Source organism: Achromobacter sp. (genome assembly GCF_032113835.1).
Classification (GTDB): Bacteria; Pseudomonadota; Gammaproteobacteria; order Burkholderiales; family Burkholderiaceae_B; genus Achromobacter.
Map to the genome: position 1 here is coordinate 13,955 of NZ_DAMCTG010000018.1, position 15,512 is coordinate 29,466.

Annotated in this window: 15 protein-coding genes; 13 read left to right on the forward strand and 2 right to left on the reverse strand. The window is 64.7% G+C overall.

The annotated features are described in order from the left end of the window. Positions 1–33: 33 nt before the first annotated feature. Positions 34–615 carry a hypothetical protein gene (locus RT697_RS09335; protein ID WP_313698356.1) on the reverse strand — a complete coding sequence of 194 codons (582 nt, stop codon included), beginning with the start codon at positions 613–615 and terminating at the stop codon, positions 34–36. A gap of 482 nt (positions 616–1,097) precedes the next feature. Between RT697_RS09335 and rpsP the strand changes: the two genes are divergently transcribed. The 8 genes from rpsP to RT697_RS09375 all read left to right on the forward strand — a co-directional run bounded on the left by rpsP (position 1,098) and on the right by RT697_RS09375 (position 7,437). Continuing rightward, entirely contained in the window at positions 1,098–1,358 is a 261-nt protein-coding gene (gene rpsP / locus RT697_RS09340) for a 30S ribosomal protein S16 (protein WP_008165084.1), read from the forward strand. A gap of 124 nt (positions 1,359–1,482) precedes the next feature. After that, positions 1,483–2,100, forward strand: coding sequence for a ribosome maturation factor RimM (gene rimM / locus RT697_RS09345; RefSeq protein ID WP_312432303.1), 618 nt, complete (start codon positions 1,483–1,485; stop codon positions 2,098–2,100). Next, positions 2,100–2,978, forward strand: a complete 879-nt coding sequence (gene trmD / locus RT697_RS09350) for a tRNA (guanosine(37)-N1)-methyltransferase TrmD (RefSeq protein WP_313698358.1) — start codon at positions 2,100–2,102, stop codon at positions 2,976–2,978. The genes rimM and trmD overlap by 1 nt, the downstream gene beginning before the upstream one ends. Positions 2,979–3,083: 105 nt before the next feature. Further along, complete coding sequence (locus RT697_RS09355; protein WP_313698360.1) at positions 3,084–3,755, forward strand: helix-turn-helix domain-containing protein; 672 nt, start codon at positions 3,084–3,086, stop codon at positions 3,753–3,755. Between the two features lie 96 nt (positions 3,756–3,851). After that, positions 3,852–4,607, forward strand: coding sequence for an ABC transporter substrate-binding protein (locus RT697_RS09360; protein ID WP_313698362.1), 756 nt, complete (start codon positions 3,852–3,854; stop codon positions 4,605–4,607). 145 nt (positions 4,608–4,752) lie between these two features. Continuing rightward, positions 4,753–5,406 (forward strand): amino acid ABC transporter permease, encoded by a 654-nt coding sequence (locus RT697_RS09365; protein WP_313698364.1) that lies wholly within the window; start codon positions 4,753–4,755, stop codon positions 5,404–5,406. Further along, positions 5,403–6,134, forward strand: a complete 732-nt coding sequence (locus tag RT697_RS09370; protein WP_313698365.1) for an amino acid ABC transporter ATP-binding protein — start codon at positions 5,403–5,405, stop codon at positions 6,132–6,134. Before RT697_RS09365 ends, RT697_RS09370 begins: the two co-directional genes overlap by 4 nt. 13 nt (positions 6,135–6,147) lie before the next feature. After that, positions 6,148–7,437, forward strand: coding sequence for an FAD-binding oxidoreductase (locus RT697_RS09375; RefSeq protein ID WP_313698366.1), 1,290 nt, complete (start codon positions 6,148–6,150; stop codon positions 7,435–7,437). A 99-nt stretch (positions 7,438–7,536) separates the two neighbouring features. Here the strand turns inward: RT697_RS09375 and RT697_RS09380 are convergent, their stop codons facing one another. Then, the gene (locus RT697_RS09380) at positions 7,537–10,431 is read right to left on the reverse strand and encodes a valine--tRNA ligase (RefSeq protein WP_313698368.1); all 2,895 of its coding nucleotides are present in this window, start codon (positions 10,429–10,431) and stop codon (positions 7,537–7,539) included. A 321-nt stretch (positions 10,432–10,752) separates the two neighbouring features. On the opposite strand from RT697_RS09380, the gene ndk reads away from it, so the two are divergent. Genes ndk through hisS form a run of 5 tightly spaced genes read left to right on the forward strand, consistent with a single transcriptional unit; the run spans position 10,753 to position 15,510 of the window. After that, a complete protein-coding gene (gene ndk, locus RT697_RS09385) occupies positions 10,753–11,178 on the forward strand; it encodes a nucleoside-diphosphate kinase (RefSeq protein WP_312432319.1) in 426 nt (141 codons plus the stop codon). Between the two features lie 44 nt (positions 11,179–11,222). Next, entirely contained in the window at positions 11,223–12,377 is a 1,155-nt protein-coding gene (gene rlmN / locus RT697_RS09390) for a 23S rRNA (adenine(2503)-C(2))-methyltransferase RlmN (protein ID WP_175125037.1), read from the forward strand. Beyond that, positions 12,374–12,868: a helix-turn-helix domain-containing protein gene (locus RT697_RS09395; protein WP_313698369.1), complete on the forward strand. Its 495-nt coding sequence runs from the start codon at positions 12,374–12,376 to the stop codon at positions 12,866–12,868. The genes rlmN and RT697_RS09395 overlap by 4 nt, the downstream gene beginning before the upstream one ends. 14 nt (positions 12,869–12,882) lie before the next feature. After that, on the forward strand, positions 12,883–14,169 hold the full coding sequence (ispG, locus tag RT697_RS09400; RefSeq protein WP_313698370.1) for a flavodoxin-dependent (E)-4-hydroxy-3-methylbut-2-enyl-diphosphate synthase: 1,287 nt from the start codon (positions 12,883–12,885) through the stop codon (positions 14,167–14,169). Between the two features lie 54 nt (positions 14,170–14,223). Next, on the forward strand, positions 14,224–15,510 hold the full coding sequence (gene hisS / locus RT697_RS09405) for a histidine--tRNA ligase (RefSeq protein ID WP_312432325.1): 1,287 nt from the start codon (positions 14,224–14,226) through the stop codon (positions 15,508–15,510). Positions 15,511–15,512: the final 2 nt, after the last annotated feature.

Here is a 15,512-nt window from a genome sequence, read left to right on the forward strand (position 1 = left end):
AGCGGGCCTTTTTCTTTGCGTATCGCGGCGTGCCTACCGGTGAATGGCCGCGGCGACCGCCTGCGTGATCGTGAAGTCCACCAGATCGCCTACCTTCAGCTGTTGAAGTTTCTGGCGCAAGGCCGGGTCCTGAACCTGGATGGTGCGTCTGCCGCCCTGCGGTCCCTTCAGGATCACCAGGTTTGCGCTCCGGTTGATGTGCCAGATCTCGGCCGTGATCGTGGTCTGCCGGCCCACCGCGCCGCCGGGCATCGCCCCCTTGGCCGACCGGGTCGCGGCGGTCTCGGTCACGACTTCGGGGGCGCCGGAGCCGGCGGGACGCACGTCCACTGCCACCGACTCGTAATAATCCAGCGTCAATGTGTCGCCCGCCTTGATCTGGTTGAAATTGCGGATATCCGGTCCGGCGACGATGTCCACGGTATTGCCGTCGGCGCCGCGCAGGGTGACGGTCCGGCTTGCCTGGTCCACCGCCGTCACTTGACCAGAAGCCGTCGTCAGCGCCGCTCCGATCACCCGCGCGGGCGCTTCGGAGGGCAACGCCAGCGCTCCCGCCAGCAATCCCGCCATCGCCAGGCGCGCGACGGGTGCGAAGACTGATTTTTGGTTCTTCATGGTGTGCACACTCCAGTTAAACGACTTGTTGTGGGGAAAAAGCGGAGTCAGGCGGGAATGCGGCAACGCGGCCTGGATCGTCCGGGCGTTTGCGGCAAAGGCGGGGTATCAGGAGAACGCTGCCGCTTCAAAGCGGCCAGTAAGGGCAGGGCGTAGAGTTTTGCGCGGGTCGACATGAAATCCGATCGCTCCAATCAGATTGCTCTTCAGACGCACCAACTGCTCAAACGCATGACAACGGGGGAAGGCTGCAGGTGAAGACATCGGCACAATCGCGCATACAAATGCGAACGCAACAATGTCCGGGTCACCAGCAGATCGAGCCGCAGCAGGGCCGGGCTCGAGCTTGTAGAATACCCGGATGTGGTGTTTTGGGATACAAATCGCACCGCATCACAGATTCTTCGGCACTCGCATTTGCCAGCAGGCTCCTTTCAGTGCTAGAATTTCCCGTTTTTCACAACTAATTCAAGGGATTACCTATGGTGGTGATTCGCCTGGCCCGCGGTGGGTCCAAGAAGCGTCCGTTCTACAACCTGGTGGCCACCGATTCGCGTAACCGTCGCGACGGCCGTTTTATCGAGCGCGTGGGTTTTTACAACCCCGTGGCTAGCGAAGGCACGGAAAACCTGCGCATTGCGCTGGATCGCGTGCAGTACTGGACCGGCACCGGCGCGCAACTGTCGCCCGCCGTCGAGCGTCTGGTCAAGGAATACTCGGCCAAGGTTTCCGCCGCGGCCTAATTGCCCGCGACGCACATCCTTAGCTGAATTTTCGAGCAGCTAGTTTTCCGCGCTGAGAGCCTCGCGCTCGAAAGCGGATATTCCTAGCTGCTTCGCTATCCAAGCCTGATAAAGAGCACGATAAATGCCTGATGCCGCAACCTCAAACGCGGCGCCTACGGATTTGGTCGAGCTGGGCCGCATCACTGCAGCCTACGGTGTGAAAGGCTGGGTTAAAGTGCAGCCGCATTCGGCCAACGCCGAAGTGCTGCTCTCAGCGTCTCAATGGTGGTTGACTCGCCCTGTGCCTGAATTGGCGCGGGGCGCTGTCGCGTCTGCGCCTGTCGCATTCAAGATCTTGCAAGTCCGTTCGCAGGGAGCCACCGTGGTGGCGCAGCTGCAGGGCATCGCGGATCGCGATCAGGCCGAAGCGCTGCGGGGACATACCGTGCAAGCGCCGCGCGGATCATTTCCCGCGCCCGAGGAAGACGAATACTACTGGGTCGATCTCATTGGTTGTGCGCTGTACTCCAGCGCCAACGGCGAACCCACGCGAATCGGCGTGGTCAGCGAGGTCCTCGACAACGGTGCTCACGCCGTGTTGAAGGTCCTGCTGCAGAAGGGCGAAGGCGAAAGCCCCGAACCCGTCCTGGACGCCAAGGGCCGACCCGCCGAAATGCTTGTTCCGTTCGTACGCGCGCATATCCACGCCGTTGATCTGGCTGCCCGCCGCATCGACAGCGACTGGCCCGCGGATTTTTGATGCGTATCGACGTCGTTACGCTATTTCCCGAAATGTTCGGGGTGGTGCGCGACCTCGGCGTCACCGGCCGGGCTCACGCCCAGGGCCGGTGGCAGCTTCATGCCTGGAATCCACGTGATTTCACGCATGACGTACACCGCACCGTGGACGACCGCCCCTACGGCGGCGGCCCCGGCATGGTGATGATGCCGGGTCCTTTGGAAGCCGCCGTCAATGCCGCCCAGCAGGCGCGCGCCGCACAGGACCTGGGTCCCGCCCCGGTGGCGCTGCTTGCGCCGGTCGGCCGGCGCTATGACCAGGCTGGCGCCGAAGCGTTGGCCGCCAGCGATGGCCTCATTCTCATCTGCGGCCGTTACGAAGGTGTGGACCAGCGTTTCATTGATCGCTGCGTCACACAGGAAATCTCGCTGGGCGACTTCGTCCTCTCTGGTGGTGAAATCGCGGCGCTTGCCGTGATCGATGCCGCCGTGCGTCTATTGCCTGGCGTGCTCAACGACGGCGATTCCGCCCTGCAGGATTCCTTCAACGACACCTTGTCCGGCCTGCTGGACAGCCCGCACTTCACGCGCCCGGAAGTCTACGAAGGCGTGGCGGTGCCGGCGCCGTTGCTGAGCGGGCATCACGCCAACATTGCGCGCTGGCGGCGCGAGCGTTCGCTGGCATTGACCGCCGCACGCCGGCCCGAGCTCATCGAATCGGCGCGCGCAAAAGGTTGGCTGAACAAGCTGGACGAGCGCTATCTGGCCGAGCTGGCCGGTACGCCGTTGCCTGCGGAGCCGGGCACGAAGCGCCGCCGCCCGCGCAAACCCGTCGCCGATGCCGTGCCCACGGGGAAAAGCCTGCCCAATCCCAACACCGATCCGTCCGACGCCTCCTGACCGTAGCGCCGGCCCGCCACGCCCACAACGCTAGGGAAGTCCCTGGATTGTGGGCGTTTTTGCGGCTCCTTAGTATTGAAAATTACATGCACATGAAATTTTCATATGAGCCGCTCTGCCGCCGTTCGCCGTGCCAGCGCAGCACCCTCGTCGCCCGCCCATGCGGCACGACCGGAGTCGGCCGTCGATCTGTGGCTGGGTCAGCAGCTGCGTCAGTTGCGCAAGCAGCAGGGACGGTCGCTGGCTGACGTCGCGCGCGCCTGCGGCATGTCGCTTGGCCTCTTGAGCCAGATAGAAAGAGGCCTGAGTTCGGCCTCCGTCAAAGTCCTTCATCTCCTGGCGCGAGAGTTCCGCGTGTCGGTCAATGCGCTGTTGCGCAATGCCGAGCACACCGGCGGCGAAGAGGATGGGCGCGTGGCCCGCGCGGGCACGCACCGCCACATCGATCTGAAGGAAAAAGGCATCAGCAAAGAGATGTTCACGCCCGCGGCATGCCGCAGCATGGACCTGTGCCGCGCTTCGATCGCGCCCGGCGGGTCGACGGGCAATGAGCTGTTCGTGACGGGGCAGGGCGAGCAGATCGGTTTGGTGCTCAAGGGCGTACTCGAACTATGGGTGGGCGATCGCGTCATCCGCCTGCAGGCGGGCGACAGCTTTTGCTATGCCAGCAGCACGCCGCGCCGCTGGTGCAATCCGGGGTCCCAGACGACGGAGGTCATCTGGGCCATCTCAAACATCACTCAAGCCGCGGAGGACGACACGCCACAAGCGCTCTGAGCGCGCAGCACCCAGACGGCGGAGCGCGCGGGGAGCGTGCCGCCACCGGGCGCCCCACGTGCGGCCCGGCCTTCTTTGCCACGATGAGGATATGTCATGAAATTCAAGACTCTTGTTGTCTCTGTATTCGCAGCATTGTCCATGGCGGCGGGCGCCCAAGCCCAGACGGTATTGAAGGTGGGATCCACGCCCACCGGCAGCCCGTTCACGTTTCTCGATACCAAGACGAACAGCATCGAGGGCGTGATGGTCGACATCGTGAAAGCGGTGGGCAAGGAGGCCGGATTCTCGGTGCAGATCGAACCCATGGCGTTTTCCGCGCTAATCGGCTCGTTGACGTCCAAGCGCATCGACATCGTGTCGGCGGCGATGTTCATCACGCCGCAGCGCCAGCAGGTGGTGAGCTTTTCCGAGCCCGTCTATCGCTACGGCGAGGGCCTGATGGTCCTCAAGAGCGACAACAAGGAATACAAGTCCTTCGCCGACATGAAGGGCATGACCGTCGGCGTGCAGGTCGGCACCGCCTTTGTCGAACCCATCCAGAAGAGCGGCGTCTTCAAGGAAGTGAAGCTTTACGACAATCCGCCCGACATGATGCGCGACGCCAACGCCGGCCGGATCCAGGGCGGTTTCATGGACTATCCCATCGCCGCGTACGTCCTGTCGCAGGGCAACTATCCCAACCTGAAGATGGCGCAGTCGTACCAGCCGACGATCATGGGCAGCCTTGGCCTGGCCACGCGCAAGGACGACACCGAGCTGCTTGACCGCATCAACAAGGCGCTGGCCAAGCTGAAGGCCGACGGCGCCATCGACGCGATCCTGAAGAAGTGGGGCCTGGGTGGCGCGTGAAGCCGGCCGGGCTATCCCGGGTCAGGCATTCGCAACCTCCCGCCGGCGCGTTCGGTCGTGCCGGCGGACGCAGTGCATCCGCGGCGCTTCTGGGGCCGTTTCCCAAGCTGTCATCGCGGGCTGTCTTTTCGGAGTGGGTGGACTCATGACGGAATTCTTGAAAGACGCGGCAGAGTTCATGCCGATCCTGCTGGAGGGCGCCAAGCTCACCATTCTGGTGACGCTGGGTTCGCTTGCGCTGTCGACGGTGCTTGGCCTCGTGTGGGCGTTGATGCGGGTGTCGGGCAATAAATACCTGTCGGGCTTCAGCGCGGGTCTCGTCAATCTGCTGCGCGGCATTCCGATCATCGTGCTGCTCTTCTACATCTACTTCGTGATGCCGGACATGGGCGTATCGCTGAGCGCGATGCACGCGGCCATCATCGGCCTGGGCATCGCGTATTCGGCCTATCAGGCGGAGAACTTCCGCGCCGGCATCCAGGCGATCGACCGCGGCCAGATCGAGGCGGCGATGGCCATGGGCATGGGTTGGGGCCTGACGATGCGGCGCGTGGTGCTGCCGCAGGCCGTGAAGATCGTCCTGCCGCCCTACGGCAACATCATGATCATGATGCTGAAGGACTCGTCGCAGGCGTCCACCATCACCGTCGCCGAACTAGCGCTGCAAGGCAAGCTCATCGCCGTGTCCACATTCAAGAACGCCACGGTCTTCACGCTGGTGGCGCTGATGTACCTGGTGATGTGCGTGCCGCTGATTCTGCTGGTGCGGCATCTGGAAAAGCGGAGCGCAACCAAATGATCAGCCTGCAAGGCGTAAGGAAGAGCTTTGGCCCGCTCGAGGTCCTGAAGGGCATCGACGCCGAGGTCGAGCAGGGCGAGGTCGTGTGTGTGGTGGGGCCGTCCGGCTCGGGCAAGTCGACCATCCTGCGCTGCATCAACGGACTGGAACGCTACAACGCCGGGCGCATCACCGTGGACGGCGAGCTCGTCGATTGCGACGCGCCCTCCATCGTGTCGATCCGCACGCAGGTCGCGATGGTGTTCCAGCGCTTCAACCTGTTCCCGCACCGCACGGCGCTGGAAAACGTCATCGAAGGCCCGATCTTCGTGAAGAAGGAACCGCGCGCCCAGGCGGTGGAGCGCGGTCGTGAACTCCTGGCCAGCGTGGGGTTGGCGGACAAGGAACACGCGCATCCGAACCAGCTGTCCGGCGGCCAGCAGCAGCGCGTGGCGATCGCGCGGGCGCTCGCGATGCAACCCAAGGCGATCCTGTTCGACGAGCCCACCTCGGCGCTCGATCCCGAACTGGTTGGCGACGTGTTGAGCGTCATGCGCAAGCTGGCCGAGGCCGGCATGACGATGGTCGTCGTCACGCACGAAATGAGCTTTGCGCGCGAGGTCGCCGACCGCGTCATGTTCTTTGACGGCGGCGTCATGGTGGAGCAGGGCGCCGCCCGCGAAGTGCTGAATCATCCACAGCATCCGCGCACGCAGGACTTCCTGCGGCGCGTGCTGCATCCCATGTAAGGAAGGAAGCCCCATGCAGCCAGCGCCGTTTCCTCTTTCCCCGTCATTGTGGGCGGCCACCGCGGCGGCGGCGCCGCCTACCGCGCCACTCGACGCCTCGGCGCACGCGGACGTCGCCGTGATCGGCGGCGGCTACGCGGGTCTGTCCACCGCGTTGCATCTGGCCGAGCGCGGCGTCAAGGTCGTGCTGCTGGAAGCGCGTGAGATCGGCTTCGGCGGATCGGGCCGCAACGGCGGCCAGGTCATTCCCGGTTTGAAATACGACCCGGACGATCTGACTGCGATGTTCGGCGCCGAGCGTGGCGAACGGCTGACCCGGTTCGCCGGCGCGACGGCCGACGTCGTCTTTGATCTGATCGAGCGTCATGCGATGGACGTGCCGCGCGTGCGTGCGGGGTGGATCCAGGGCGCGCACACGCCGCAGGCGCTACGCATCGCGCAAGGCCGCGCGGCGCAGTGGGCGCGCCTTGGTGTGGACGCCCAGCCGCTGGACCGTGCGCAGGTCGCGCGTCTGATCGGCACGGACAAGTACCTGGGCGGATGGGTGGACCGGCGGGCGGGGGCGGTGCAGCCGCTGAGTTACGCGCGGGGCCTGGCGCGCGCCGCGCTGAATGCGGGCGCGACGCTGCACACCGACACGCCCGTCACCGGTCTGAGGCGTGACGGCGGCAAGTGGACTGTGTCCACCGCTCGCGGTCCCTCGGTCAGCGCCGATCGCGTGGTGATGTGCACCAATGCCTATGGCGGCGATCTGTGGCCCGGTCTCAAGCCGTCCATCATTGACGCCAACACGTTCCAGGTGGCAACCGTGCCGCTGCCGGACCGCATCCGCGCGGGCATATTCCCCGAGGGGCATGTCACGTCCGACACGCGCAACCTGCTGCTGTACTTCCGCCTGGATCACCAGGGCCGTTTGCTGATGGGCGGCCGCGGCCCGTTCCGCGAGCCCAAGGGCGAATCCGATTGGGCGCACCTTGAGCGCGTGATGGTGAAGATGTTCCCGCAGGTGGCGGGCACGCCCTTTGAATTCCGCTGGTGCGGCCGGGTCGCCGTCACGCGCGACTACCTGCCGCATCTGCACGAGCCGCAGCCCGGGCTGCTGGTGGACATCGGCTGCCAGGGCCGCGGCGTCGGTCTGCAGACCTGCATGGGCGCGGCGATGGCGGAATACGTCGCCACGGGCAATGCCAATGCGTTGCCCGTGCCGCTGTCGCCGATCGTGCCGTTTCCGCTGTATCCGCTGCGCCGGCTGTACGTCAACGCGGTGGTGAGCTGGTACCGGATGACGGACGGCGGCGTTTGAAGGCTGCCGCGTCCGCTACCCGATCCCGGCCATAAACCCTAAAACAAAAACCCCGGAGCGGTGTCCGGGGCTTCTGGGGCTTTACATCAGGCGCGTGGATCAGTCGCCCAGCTTGGCGCGCTGCTCCTGCACCTTCTGCAGGGTCTCGCTGAACTGCGCCATGCGGGCCTTTTCCTGTTCGACGACGGCGGCGGGCGCGCGTTCGACGAAGCTGGCGTTGGACAGCTTGCCCCGGGCCTTGGCGATTTCACCGGCCAGACGGGCGATTTCCTTGTCCAGGCGCACGCGCTCGGCGGCCACGTCGACTTCAACGTGCAGCATCAGGCGGCTGCTGCCGACAACCTGCACCGGCGCACCGGCGTCGGGCAGGACGTCCAGCACGTCGACCTGGCTCAGCTTGGCCAGCGCGGCCAGGTACGGCGCGTTGCGCGTCAGCTTCGGCGCGTCGCCTTGGGCGCACAGCGGCACCTTCTGGGCGGGCGACAGGCTCATCTCGCCGCGCAGCGCGCGCACGGCCTCGACCTGTGCCTTCAGTTCGGCCACGTCGGCTTCGGCGGCGGTGTCCACCGCATCCGGATTGGCCTTCGGGTAGGGCTGCACGCTGACGCTGTCGGCCACTCCTTCCTTGCGCTTGCCGGCCACGACGGACACCTTCTGCCACAGCTCTTCCGTAATGAACGGAATGATCGGGTGGGCCAGGCGCAGCACGCATTCCAGGACGCGGATCAGCGTGCGGCGGGTACCCAGTTGCTGGGCCGGCGTGCCGGTCTGGATCTGGACCTTGGCCAGTTCCAGGTACCAATCGCAGTATTCGTCCCACACGTAGCGGTAGATCGCGTTGGCGATGTTGTCGAAGCGGTAGTCGGCAAAACCGCGCGCCACGTCGGCTTCCAGCGTCTGCATCTGGCTGATGATCCAGCGGTCCACGAAGGACAGCTCGCCGGCATCGGGCACCGTCAGATCATGGCCTTCGGTGTTCATCAGCACGAAGCGCGTGGCGTTCCAGAGCTTGTTGCAGAAATTGCGGTAGCCCTCGCAACGCTTCAGGTCGAAGTTGATGTTGCGGCCCAGCGTGGCGTACGCGGCCATGGTGAAGCGCAGCGCGTCGGTGCCGTAGGCGGGGATGCCGTCCGGGTACTGGCGGCGCGTGGCCTTTTCGATGGCGCCCGCCTGCTTCGGATTCATCAGGCCGTAGGTGCGCTTGGCGACCAGGCCGTCCAGGTCGATGCCGTCGATCAGGTCGACGGGGTCCAGCGTGTTGCCCTTGGACTTGCTCATCTTCTGGCCGTCGGCGTCGCGGATGAGACCGTGCACGTAGACGTGCTTGAACGGAATCTGGCCGGTCAGGTGCGTGGTCAGCATGACCATACGCGCCACCCAGAAGAAGATGATGTCAAAGCCCGTGACCAGGACGCTCGAGGGCAGGTAGCGCTGCAGGTCCGGCGTGTTCTGCGGCCAGCCCAGCGTCGTGAAGGGCACCAGGCCCGACGAGAACCACGTGTCCAGCACGTCGGGATCGCGCGTGAGCGGACCCGTGACGCCAGCGGCGCGCGCCTGTTCGATGGCGCCGGCTTCGTCGTGGGCGACGAACACCTGGCCGTCTTCCGAGTACCAGGCCGGAATCTGGTGGCCCCACCAGAGCTGGCGCGAGATGCACCAGTCCTGGATGTTGTTGAGCCACTGGTTGTAGATGGTGGTCCAGTTGTCCGGGTAGAACTGGATGCGGCCATCGGCCACGACTTCCAGTGCGACCTCGGTGATGCTCTTGCCGGGATTCAGCGTGCCTTCGGGCGCCGGCTTGCTCATGGCGACGAACCACTGGTCGGTCAGCATGGGCTCGAGCACGACGCCGGTGCGGTCGCCCTTGGGCTGCATCATCTTGTGCGGCTCGACCTTGACCAGATAGCCCTCGGTCTCCAGTTGCGCGACGACAGCCTTGCGGGCCTCGTAGCGTTCCATGCCCTGGAACTGCTGGGGGCCGTTTTCGTTGATGTGCGCGTCCAGCGTGAAGATCACGATCAGCGGCAGATCGTGGCGCATCGCGCAGGCATAGTCGTTGAAGTCATGGGCGCCCGTGATCTTCACGCAGCCCGTGCCGAAATCGGGGTCGACGAAGTCGTCGGCAATGATGGGAATGTTGCGGTCGCAAAGCGGCAGCTCGACCTGCTTGCCCACCAGGTGCTTGTAGCGCGGGTCATCGGGGTGCACACACAGCGCGCCGTCGGCCAGCATGGTTTCCGGACGGGTCGTGGCGATGGTCATGCCGCGCAGGGTGACGGTCTGGCCATCCTTGTCGACGATGGTCTGCGGGCCGTCGACGAACGGGTACAGGATGTGCCACATGTGGCCATCGGTCTCTTCGGACTGCACTTCCAGGTCGGAAACGGCCGTCAGCAGTTTGGGATCCCAGTTGACCAGGCGCTTGCCACGATAGATCAGTCCCTGTTTATGCAGGCGGACAAAGGTCTCCACCACGCCGCGCGACATGCGGTCGTCCATGGTGAAGTATTCGCGCGGCCAGTCGGCCGACGCGCCCAGACGGCGCACCTGCCCGGTGATGGCGCTGCCCGACTTTTCCTTCCATTCCCACACTTTCTCGACGAACTTTTCGCGGCCCAGGTCGTGGCGCGAAACCTTTTGGGCGTCGAGCTGTCTTTCAACGACGATCTGCGTGGCGATGCCGGCGTGGTCGGTGCCGGGAATGAACACGGTGTCGTCGCCCGACATCCGGTGGTAGCGCACCAGCCCGTCCATGATGGTCTGGTTGAACGCGTGGCCCATGTGCAGGGTGCCCGTCACGTTGGGCGGCGGGAACTGGATGACGTAGGGCTGGCTTTCCGTCCCCGTTTTTACATGCTGGCCCGCGGCGAAGTACCCGCGCTTGTCCCACTCGGCATACCAGCGGGATTCCAGTTCGGAGGGTTCGAAGCTCTTCGAGAGTTCCGGGGTTTCGCCGGCGATGGGCGCGGCATTCGGGGGAGCAGCTTGAGTCATTACTAAGTTCCGGCAGACAGGGGCGCCCGGGTAGGAAGCGGGCAGCAAACCGCCCATTTTAAGATGTATTGCGGTCTTCTCGGCGTGTTAGAATGCCGGGTTACTGTAAACCTTTTAGAAGTCCCTGAATTCATTGAGGATTCCTTTGGAAATGCGCGCAAAATCATAAGATTGGCGTGCAACCGGAATCCCGCTGGCATTCCAGGATGCGTCCGACAGGTCGGCAGTGTCGAATCCTGTCTTGGCGGTGGTTCAGAACGGCCCGAACCCCGCCAAGCAATTAACTAGAAACCCGTCAGAAATCAGTTTTCGGAGTCCTTTATGTCCATTCAACGCACCCTCTCGATCATCAAGCCCGACGCCGTCGCCAAGAACGTGATCGGTCAGATCGTCGGCCGTTTCGAGCAAGCCGGCCTGAAGGTCATCGCCGCCCGCCTGACCCAACTGTCGCGCGCCGACGCCGAGCGTTTCTACGCCGTGCACGCCGCCCGTCCTTTCTTCAAGGACCTGGTCGACTTCATGATCTCGGGCCCCGTGTTCGTGCAAGTGCTGGAAGGCGAAGAAGCCATCCAGAAGAACCGCGACCTGATGGGCGCCACGGACCCCAAGAAGGCTGAAGCCGGCACCATCCGCGCCGATTTCGCCGACAGCATCGACGCCAACGCCGTTCACGGCTCCGACGCTCCGGAAACGGCCGCCGTCGAAGTGGCTTTCTTCTTCCCCGAAATCAACATCCACAGCCGTTAATTTTTGGCTTAAGTTGTTGAAAGCGCTTTAAGTTTTACCTGGTTATGGAATCCGTCGAACGAATCAATCTGCTGGGGCTGGACGGCTCCGCCCTGTCCGAACTGGTCGGGCAGTGGGGCGGCAAGCCGTTTCGTGCCCGCCAGTTGCAGCGCTGGATGCATCAGCGCGGCGCCGATTCGTTCGACGCCATGACCGACCTGGCCCGCGATTTCCGCAGCCAGCTTGCGTCGAATTGCCGCATCGAGGCATTGCCCGTCAACATCGAGCAGCGCTCGACCGACGGCACCCGCAAGTGGCTGTTCGACGTGGGGCAGGGCAATGCCATCGAAACCGTCTTCATCCCCGAAGACGACCGCGGCACGCTGTGCATTTCCAGCCAGGCTGGCTGCGTGGTGAACTGCCGTTTCTGCTCGACCGGGCACCAGGGCTTCAATCGCAACCTGAAGACCAGCGAAATCATCGGCCAGTTGTGGTGGGCCAAGCGCGTGCTGGAAGCCGACATCGGCACGGCCCGCCTTGAAAGCGCCCGCGCCACCGAAGACACGCGCGTCATCAGCAACGTCGTCATGATGGGCATGGGCGAACCCCTGCTCAACTACGATCAGGTCCTGCCCGCGCTGCGCCTCATGCTGGACGACAACGCGTACGGCCTCTCGCGCCGCCGCGTCACGGTGTCCACTTCTGGCGTCGTCCCCATGATGGACCGCCTGTCGCAAGACTGTCCCGTGGCACTGGCCGTTTCGCTGCACGCGCCCAACGACGCGCTGCGCGACGAACTCGTGCCGCTGAACAAGAAATACCCGCTGAAGGAGTTGCTGGCCGCCTGCGAACGCTATCTGGCGTTCGCTCCGCGCGACTTCATCACGTTTGAATACTGCATGCTGGACGGCATCAACGACACCGACCAGCACGCCAAGGAACTGATCCACATTGCACGCCAGGTGCGCTGCAAGCTGAACCTCATCCCGTTCAACCCATTCCCCGCGTCCGGCCTGAAGCGATCGGCCTCGGCGCGGGTGAAGGTGTTTGCCCAGCGTCTTATGGACGCCGGCATCATCACCACGGTCCGCAAGACCCGGGGCGACGACATCGATGCGGCTTGCGGCCAACTGGCCGGAGAGGTGCGGGACCGCACTCGGATCACCGAGCGCAATGCCGCACAGCGCCAGACCATACCAATTAAACAGGTGCACGCATGACGCAGGATTTCGCTTCTGCAGTTTCCGACTCGTCCGCCGGTTCGGTGGGCAGCGTGGGCGCCGCCTTGCGCGGCCTGCGCCAGTCCAAGGGCTGGTCGCTCGACGAGGTCTCCAGCCGCATCAAGTTTTCCACCAAGCAGATCGAAGCCCTTGAAAACGAACAGTGGGATCACCTGCCCACCGGCGTTTCCCTGCGTGGCCTCGTCCGCAACTACGCGCGCCTGCTTGGCGCCGACGCCGAGGCCATCGTCGATTCGCTCGACCCCAAGGCCCGCGTCACCGGCCCGGCCAAGCTCAGCCCCAGTTCGTTGCACTCGGCGCATTCCATCCCCCAATCCAGCGCCGATGACGACCGTTCGTCCACGACGTCCTGGGGCTGGCTGATCGCCATCGTGCTGGTGCTGGCCGCCGGCGTGGCATATGCCTTCTGGCAAGGTTGGCTGCCGCAGCAGTGGCTGCCGGCCGATTGGTTGCCGAAGTCGACCAAGTAACACGGTTCCACCCGATGCAAGATTCTTCTCTGCCTTGCCAGGACGCGCCGCCTCCCTCGGTGGGCGCCGCGCCGCGCCGCGCCACGCGTTCCGTCGCGGTCAAGTGGGGCGATCGCATCGTGACGGTGGGCGGAGACGCCCCGGTCGTGGTCCAGTCCATGACCAACACCGACACCGCGGACGCCATTGCCACCGCGATCCAGGTCAAGGAGCTGGCGCAGGCCGGCTCCGAGCTCGTTCGCATCACCGTGAATACGCCGGAAGCCGCCCGCGAGGTCGTCGCCATCCGCGAACAGCTCGACCGCATGGGCGTGAACGTGCCGCTGGTGGGCGACTTCCACTACAACGGCCACAAGCTGCTCACGCAATTCCCGGAATGCGCGCAGGCGCTGTCCAAGTACCGCATCAACCCCGGCAACATGGGGGGCGGCAAGCGCCGCGACGACAACTTCGCGCAGATGATCGAAGTCGCCTGCCGCTACGACAAGCCGGTGCGTATCGGCGTCAACTGGGGCAGTCTCGACCACGAACTCATGGCGCGCAAGATGGACGAAAACAGCCGGCGCGCCCAGCCCTGGGAAGCGCAGGCCGTCATGCGTGATGCGCTGGTCGTCTCGGCCATCAGCAATGCCCAGCGCGCCGAAGAACTCGGCCTGCGTCGCGACGCGATCATCCTGTCGTGCAAGGTCAGCCATGTTCAGGATCTCATCGCGGTCTACCGCGATCTGTCCGCCCGTTGCGACTATCCCCTGCATCTCGGTCTCACCGAGGCCGGCATGGGCAGCAAGGGCATCGTGGCCTCGACCGCCGCGCTGGCCGTGCTGATGCAGCAAGGCATCGGCGACACCATCCGCATTTCGCTCACGCCTGAACCCGGCGGAGAGCGCAGCCGCGAAGCCATCGTTGCGCAGGAAATCCTGCAGACCATGGGACTGCGCGCCTTCACGCCCATGGTCGTGGCCTGCCCGGGTTGCGGCCGCACCAGCAGCACGTTCTTCCAGGAACTCGCCGACAGCATCCAGTCGTTCCTGCGCCGGCAGATGCCGGTGTGGCGCGCGCAGTATCCCGGCGTCGAATCCATGAACGTCGCGGTGATGGGCTGTGTGGTCAATGGGCCGGGCGAAAGCCGTCATGCCGACATCGGCATCAGCCTGCCGGGTACCGGCGAAGTGCCGGCCGCGCCGGTGTTCGTGGACGGCGAGCGCACGGTGACGCTCAAGGGCGACCATATCGCCGAAGAGTTCCAGGCCATCGTTGAAGAATACGTGGCGCGCCGTTATGGCGCGCTCGCCTCTCACTAAAGTAAGGGTGTAGCTACTGGCGCGCTTCTCGGGCGCGCCAGCGGCATGATCAAGATGACTCAAGCTTTCCAGAAAGTCGCCGCCATACGCGGCATGAATGATCTGCTGCCGGGGGCAAGCGCCCGCTGGGAGCAATTCGAGGAAATCGTGCGCGGCTGGCTGCGCGGCTACGGCTATCGCAATGTGCGTACGCCCGTGCTTGAGCATACGCGCCTGTTCGCGCGCGGTATCGGCGAAGTCACCGACATCGTCGAAAAAGAGATGTACACGTTCACCGACGCGCTCAATGGCGAGTCGCTGACCATGCGCCCCGAAATGACCGCCGGCATCGTGCGCGCCTCCATCGAGCACAATCTGCTCTACGACCGCCCGCAACGCGTTTACTCCATCGGTCCCGTCTTCCGCCACGAGCGCCCGCAGCGCGGCCGCTATCGCCAGTTCCACCAGATCGACGTCGAAGCGCTTGGCTTTGCCGGTCCGGATGTGGACGCGGAACTCATCGTCATGCTGGCCCGCCTCTGGAAGCTGCTGGGCCTGAAGGACGTGCGCCTCGAACTGAATTCGCTTGGCCAGCCCGCTGAACGCGCCGCGCACCGCGCCGCCCTGATCCAGCATCTGGAAAAGCACCGCGACATCCTCGACGAGGACGGCCAGCGCCGCATGTACAGCAATCCGCTGCGCGTGCTCGACACCAAGAACCCCGCCATGCAGGAAATGGCCGACAGCGCGCCGCGCCTGTTCGACTTCCTGGGCGAAGAATCCCGCGCGCACTTCGAAGGCGTGTGCCAGCGTCTCACCGACGCCGGCATCGAGTACCGCCTGAACCCGCGCCTGGTCCGCGGCCTGGACTACTACAACCTCACCGTCTTCGAATGGGTCACGGACCGCCTGGGCTCCCAAGGCACGGTCTGCGGCGGCGGCCGCTACGACGGCCTGGTCGAACTGCTGGGCGGCAAGACCGCGCCGGCCGTGGGCTTTGCCATCGGCATGGAACGTCTGCTCGACCTGTGGGAACAAAGCGTTGAAATCGCGGCGCCGGCCGAGTGCGATGTCTACATCGTGCACCAGGGCGAAGACGCGCAGCGCCTGGCCGCCCGAGTCGGCGAAGACCTGCGCGATGCGGGCCTCTCGGTCATCGTGCATGCCGGATCGGCGGGCTTCAAGTCGCAATTCAAGCGCGCGGACGCCAGCGGCGCCCGCGTTGCGGTTATCCTTGGCGCCGACGAAGTGGCGTCGCAGACCGCCAGTGTCAAGTTCCTGCGCGCAGAAGAGCAGGGCGAGGCGGCGCAGCAACAGGTTCCGCTGGCGAAGCTGGCCGACGCATTGAACAACAAGGGTTAAGG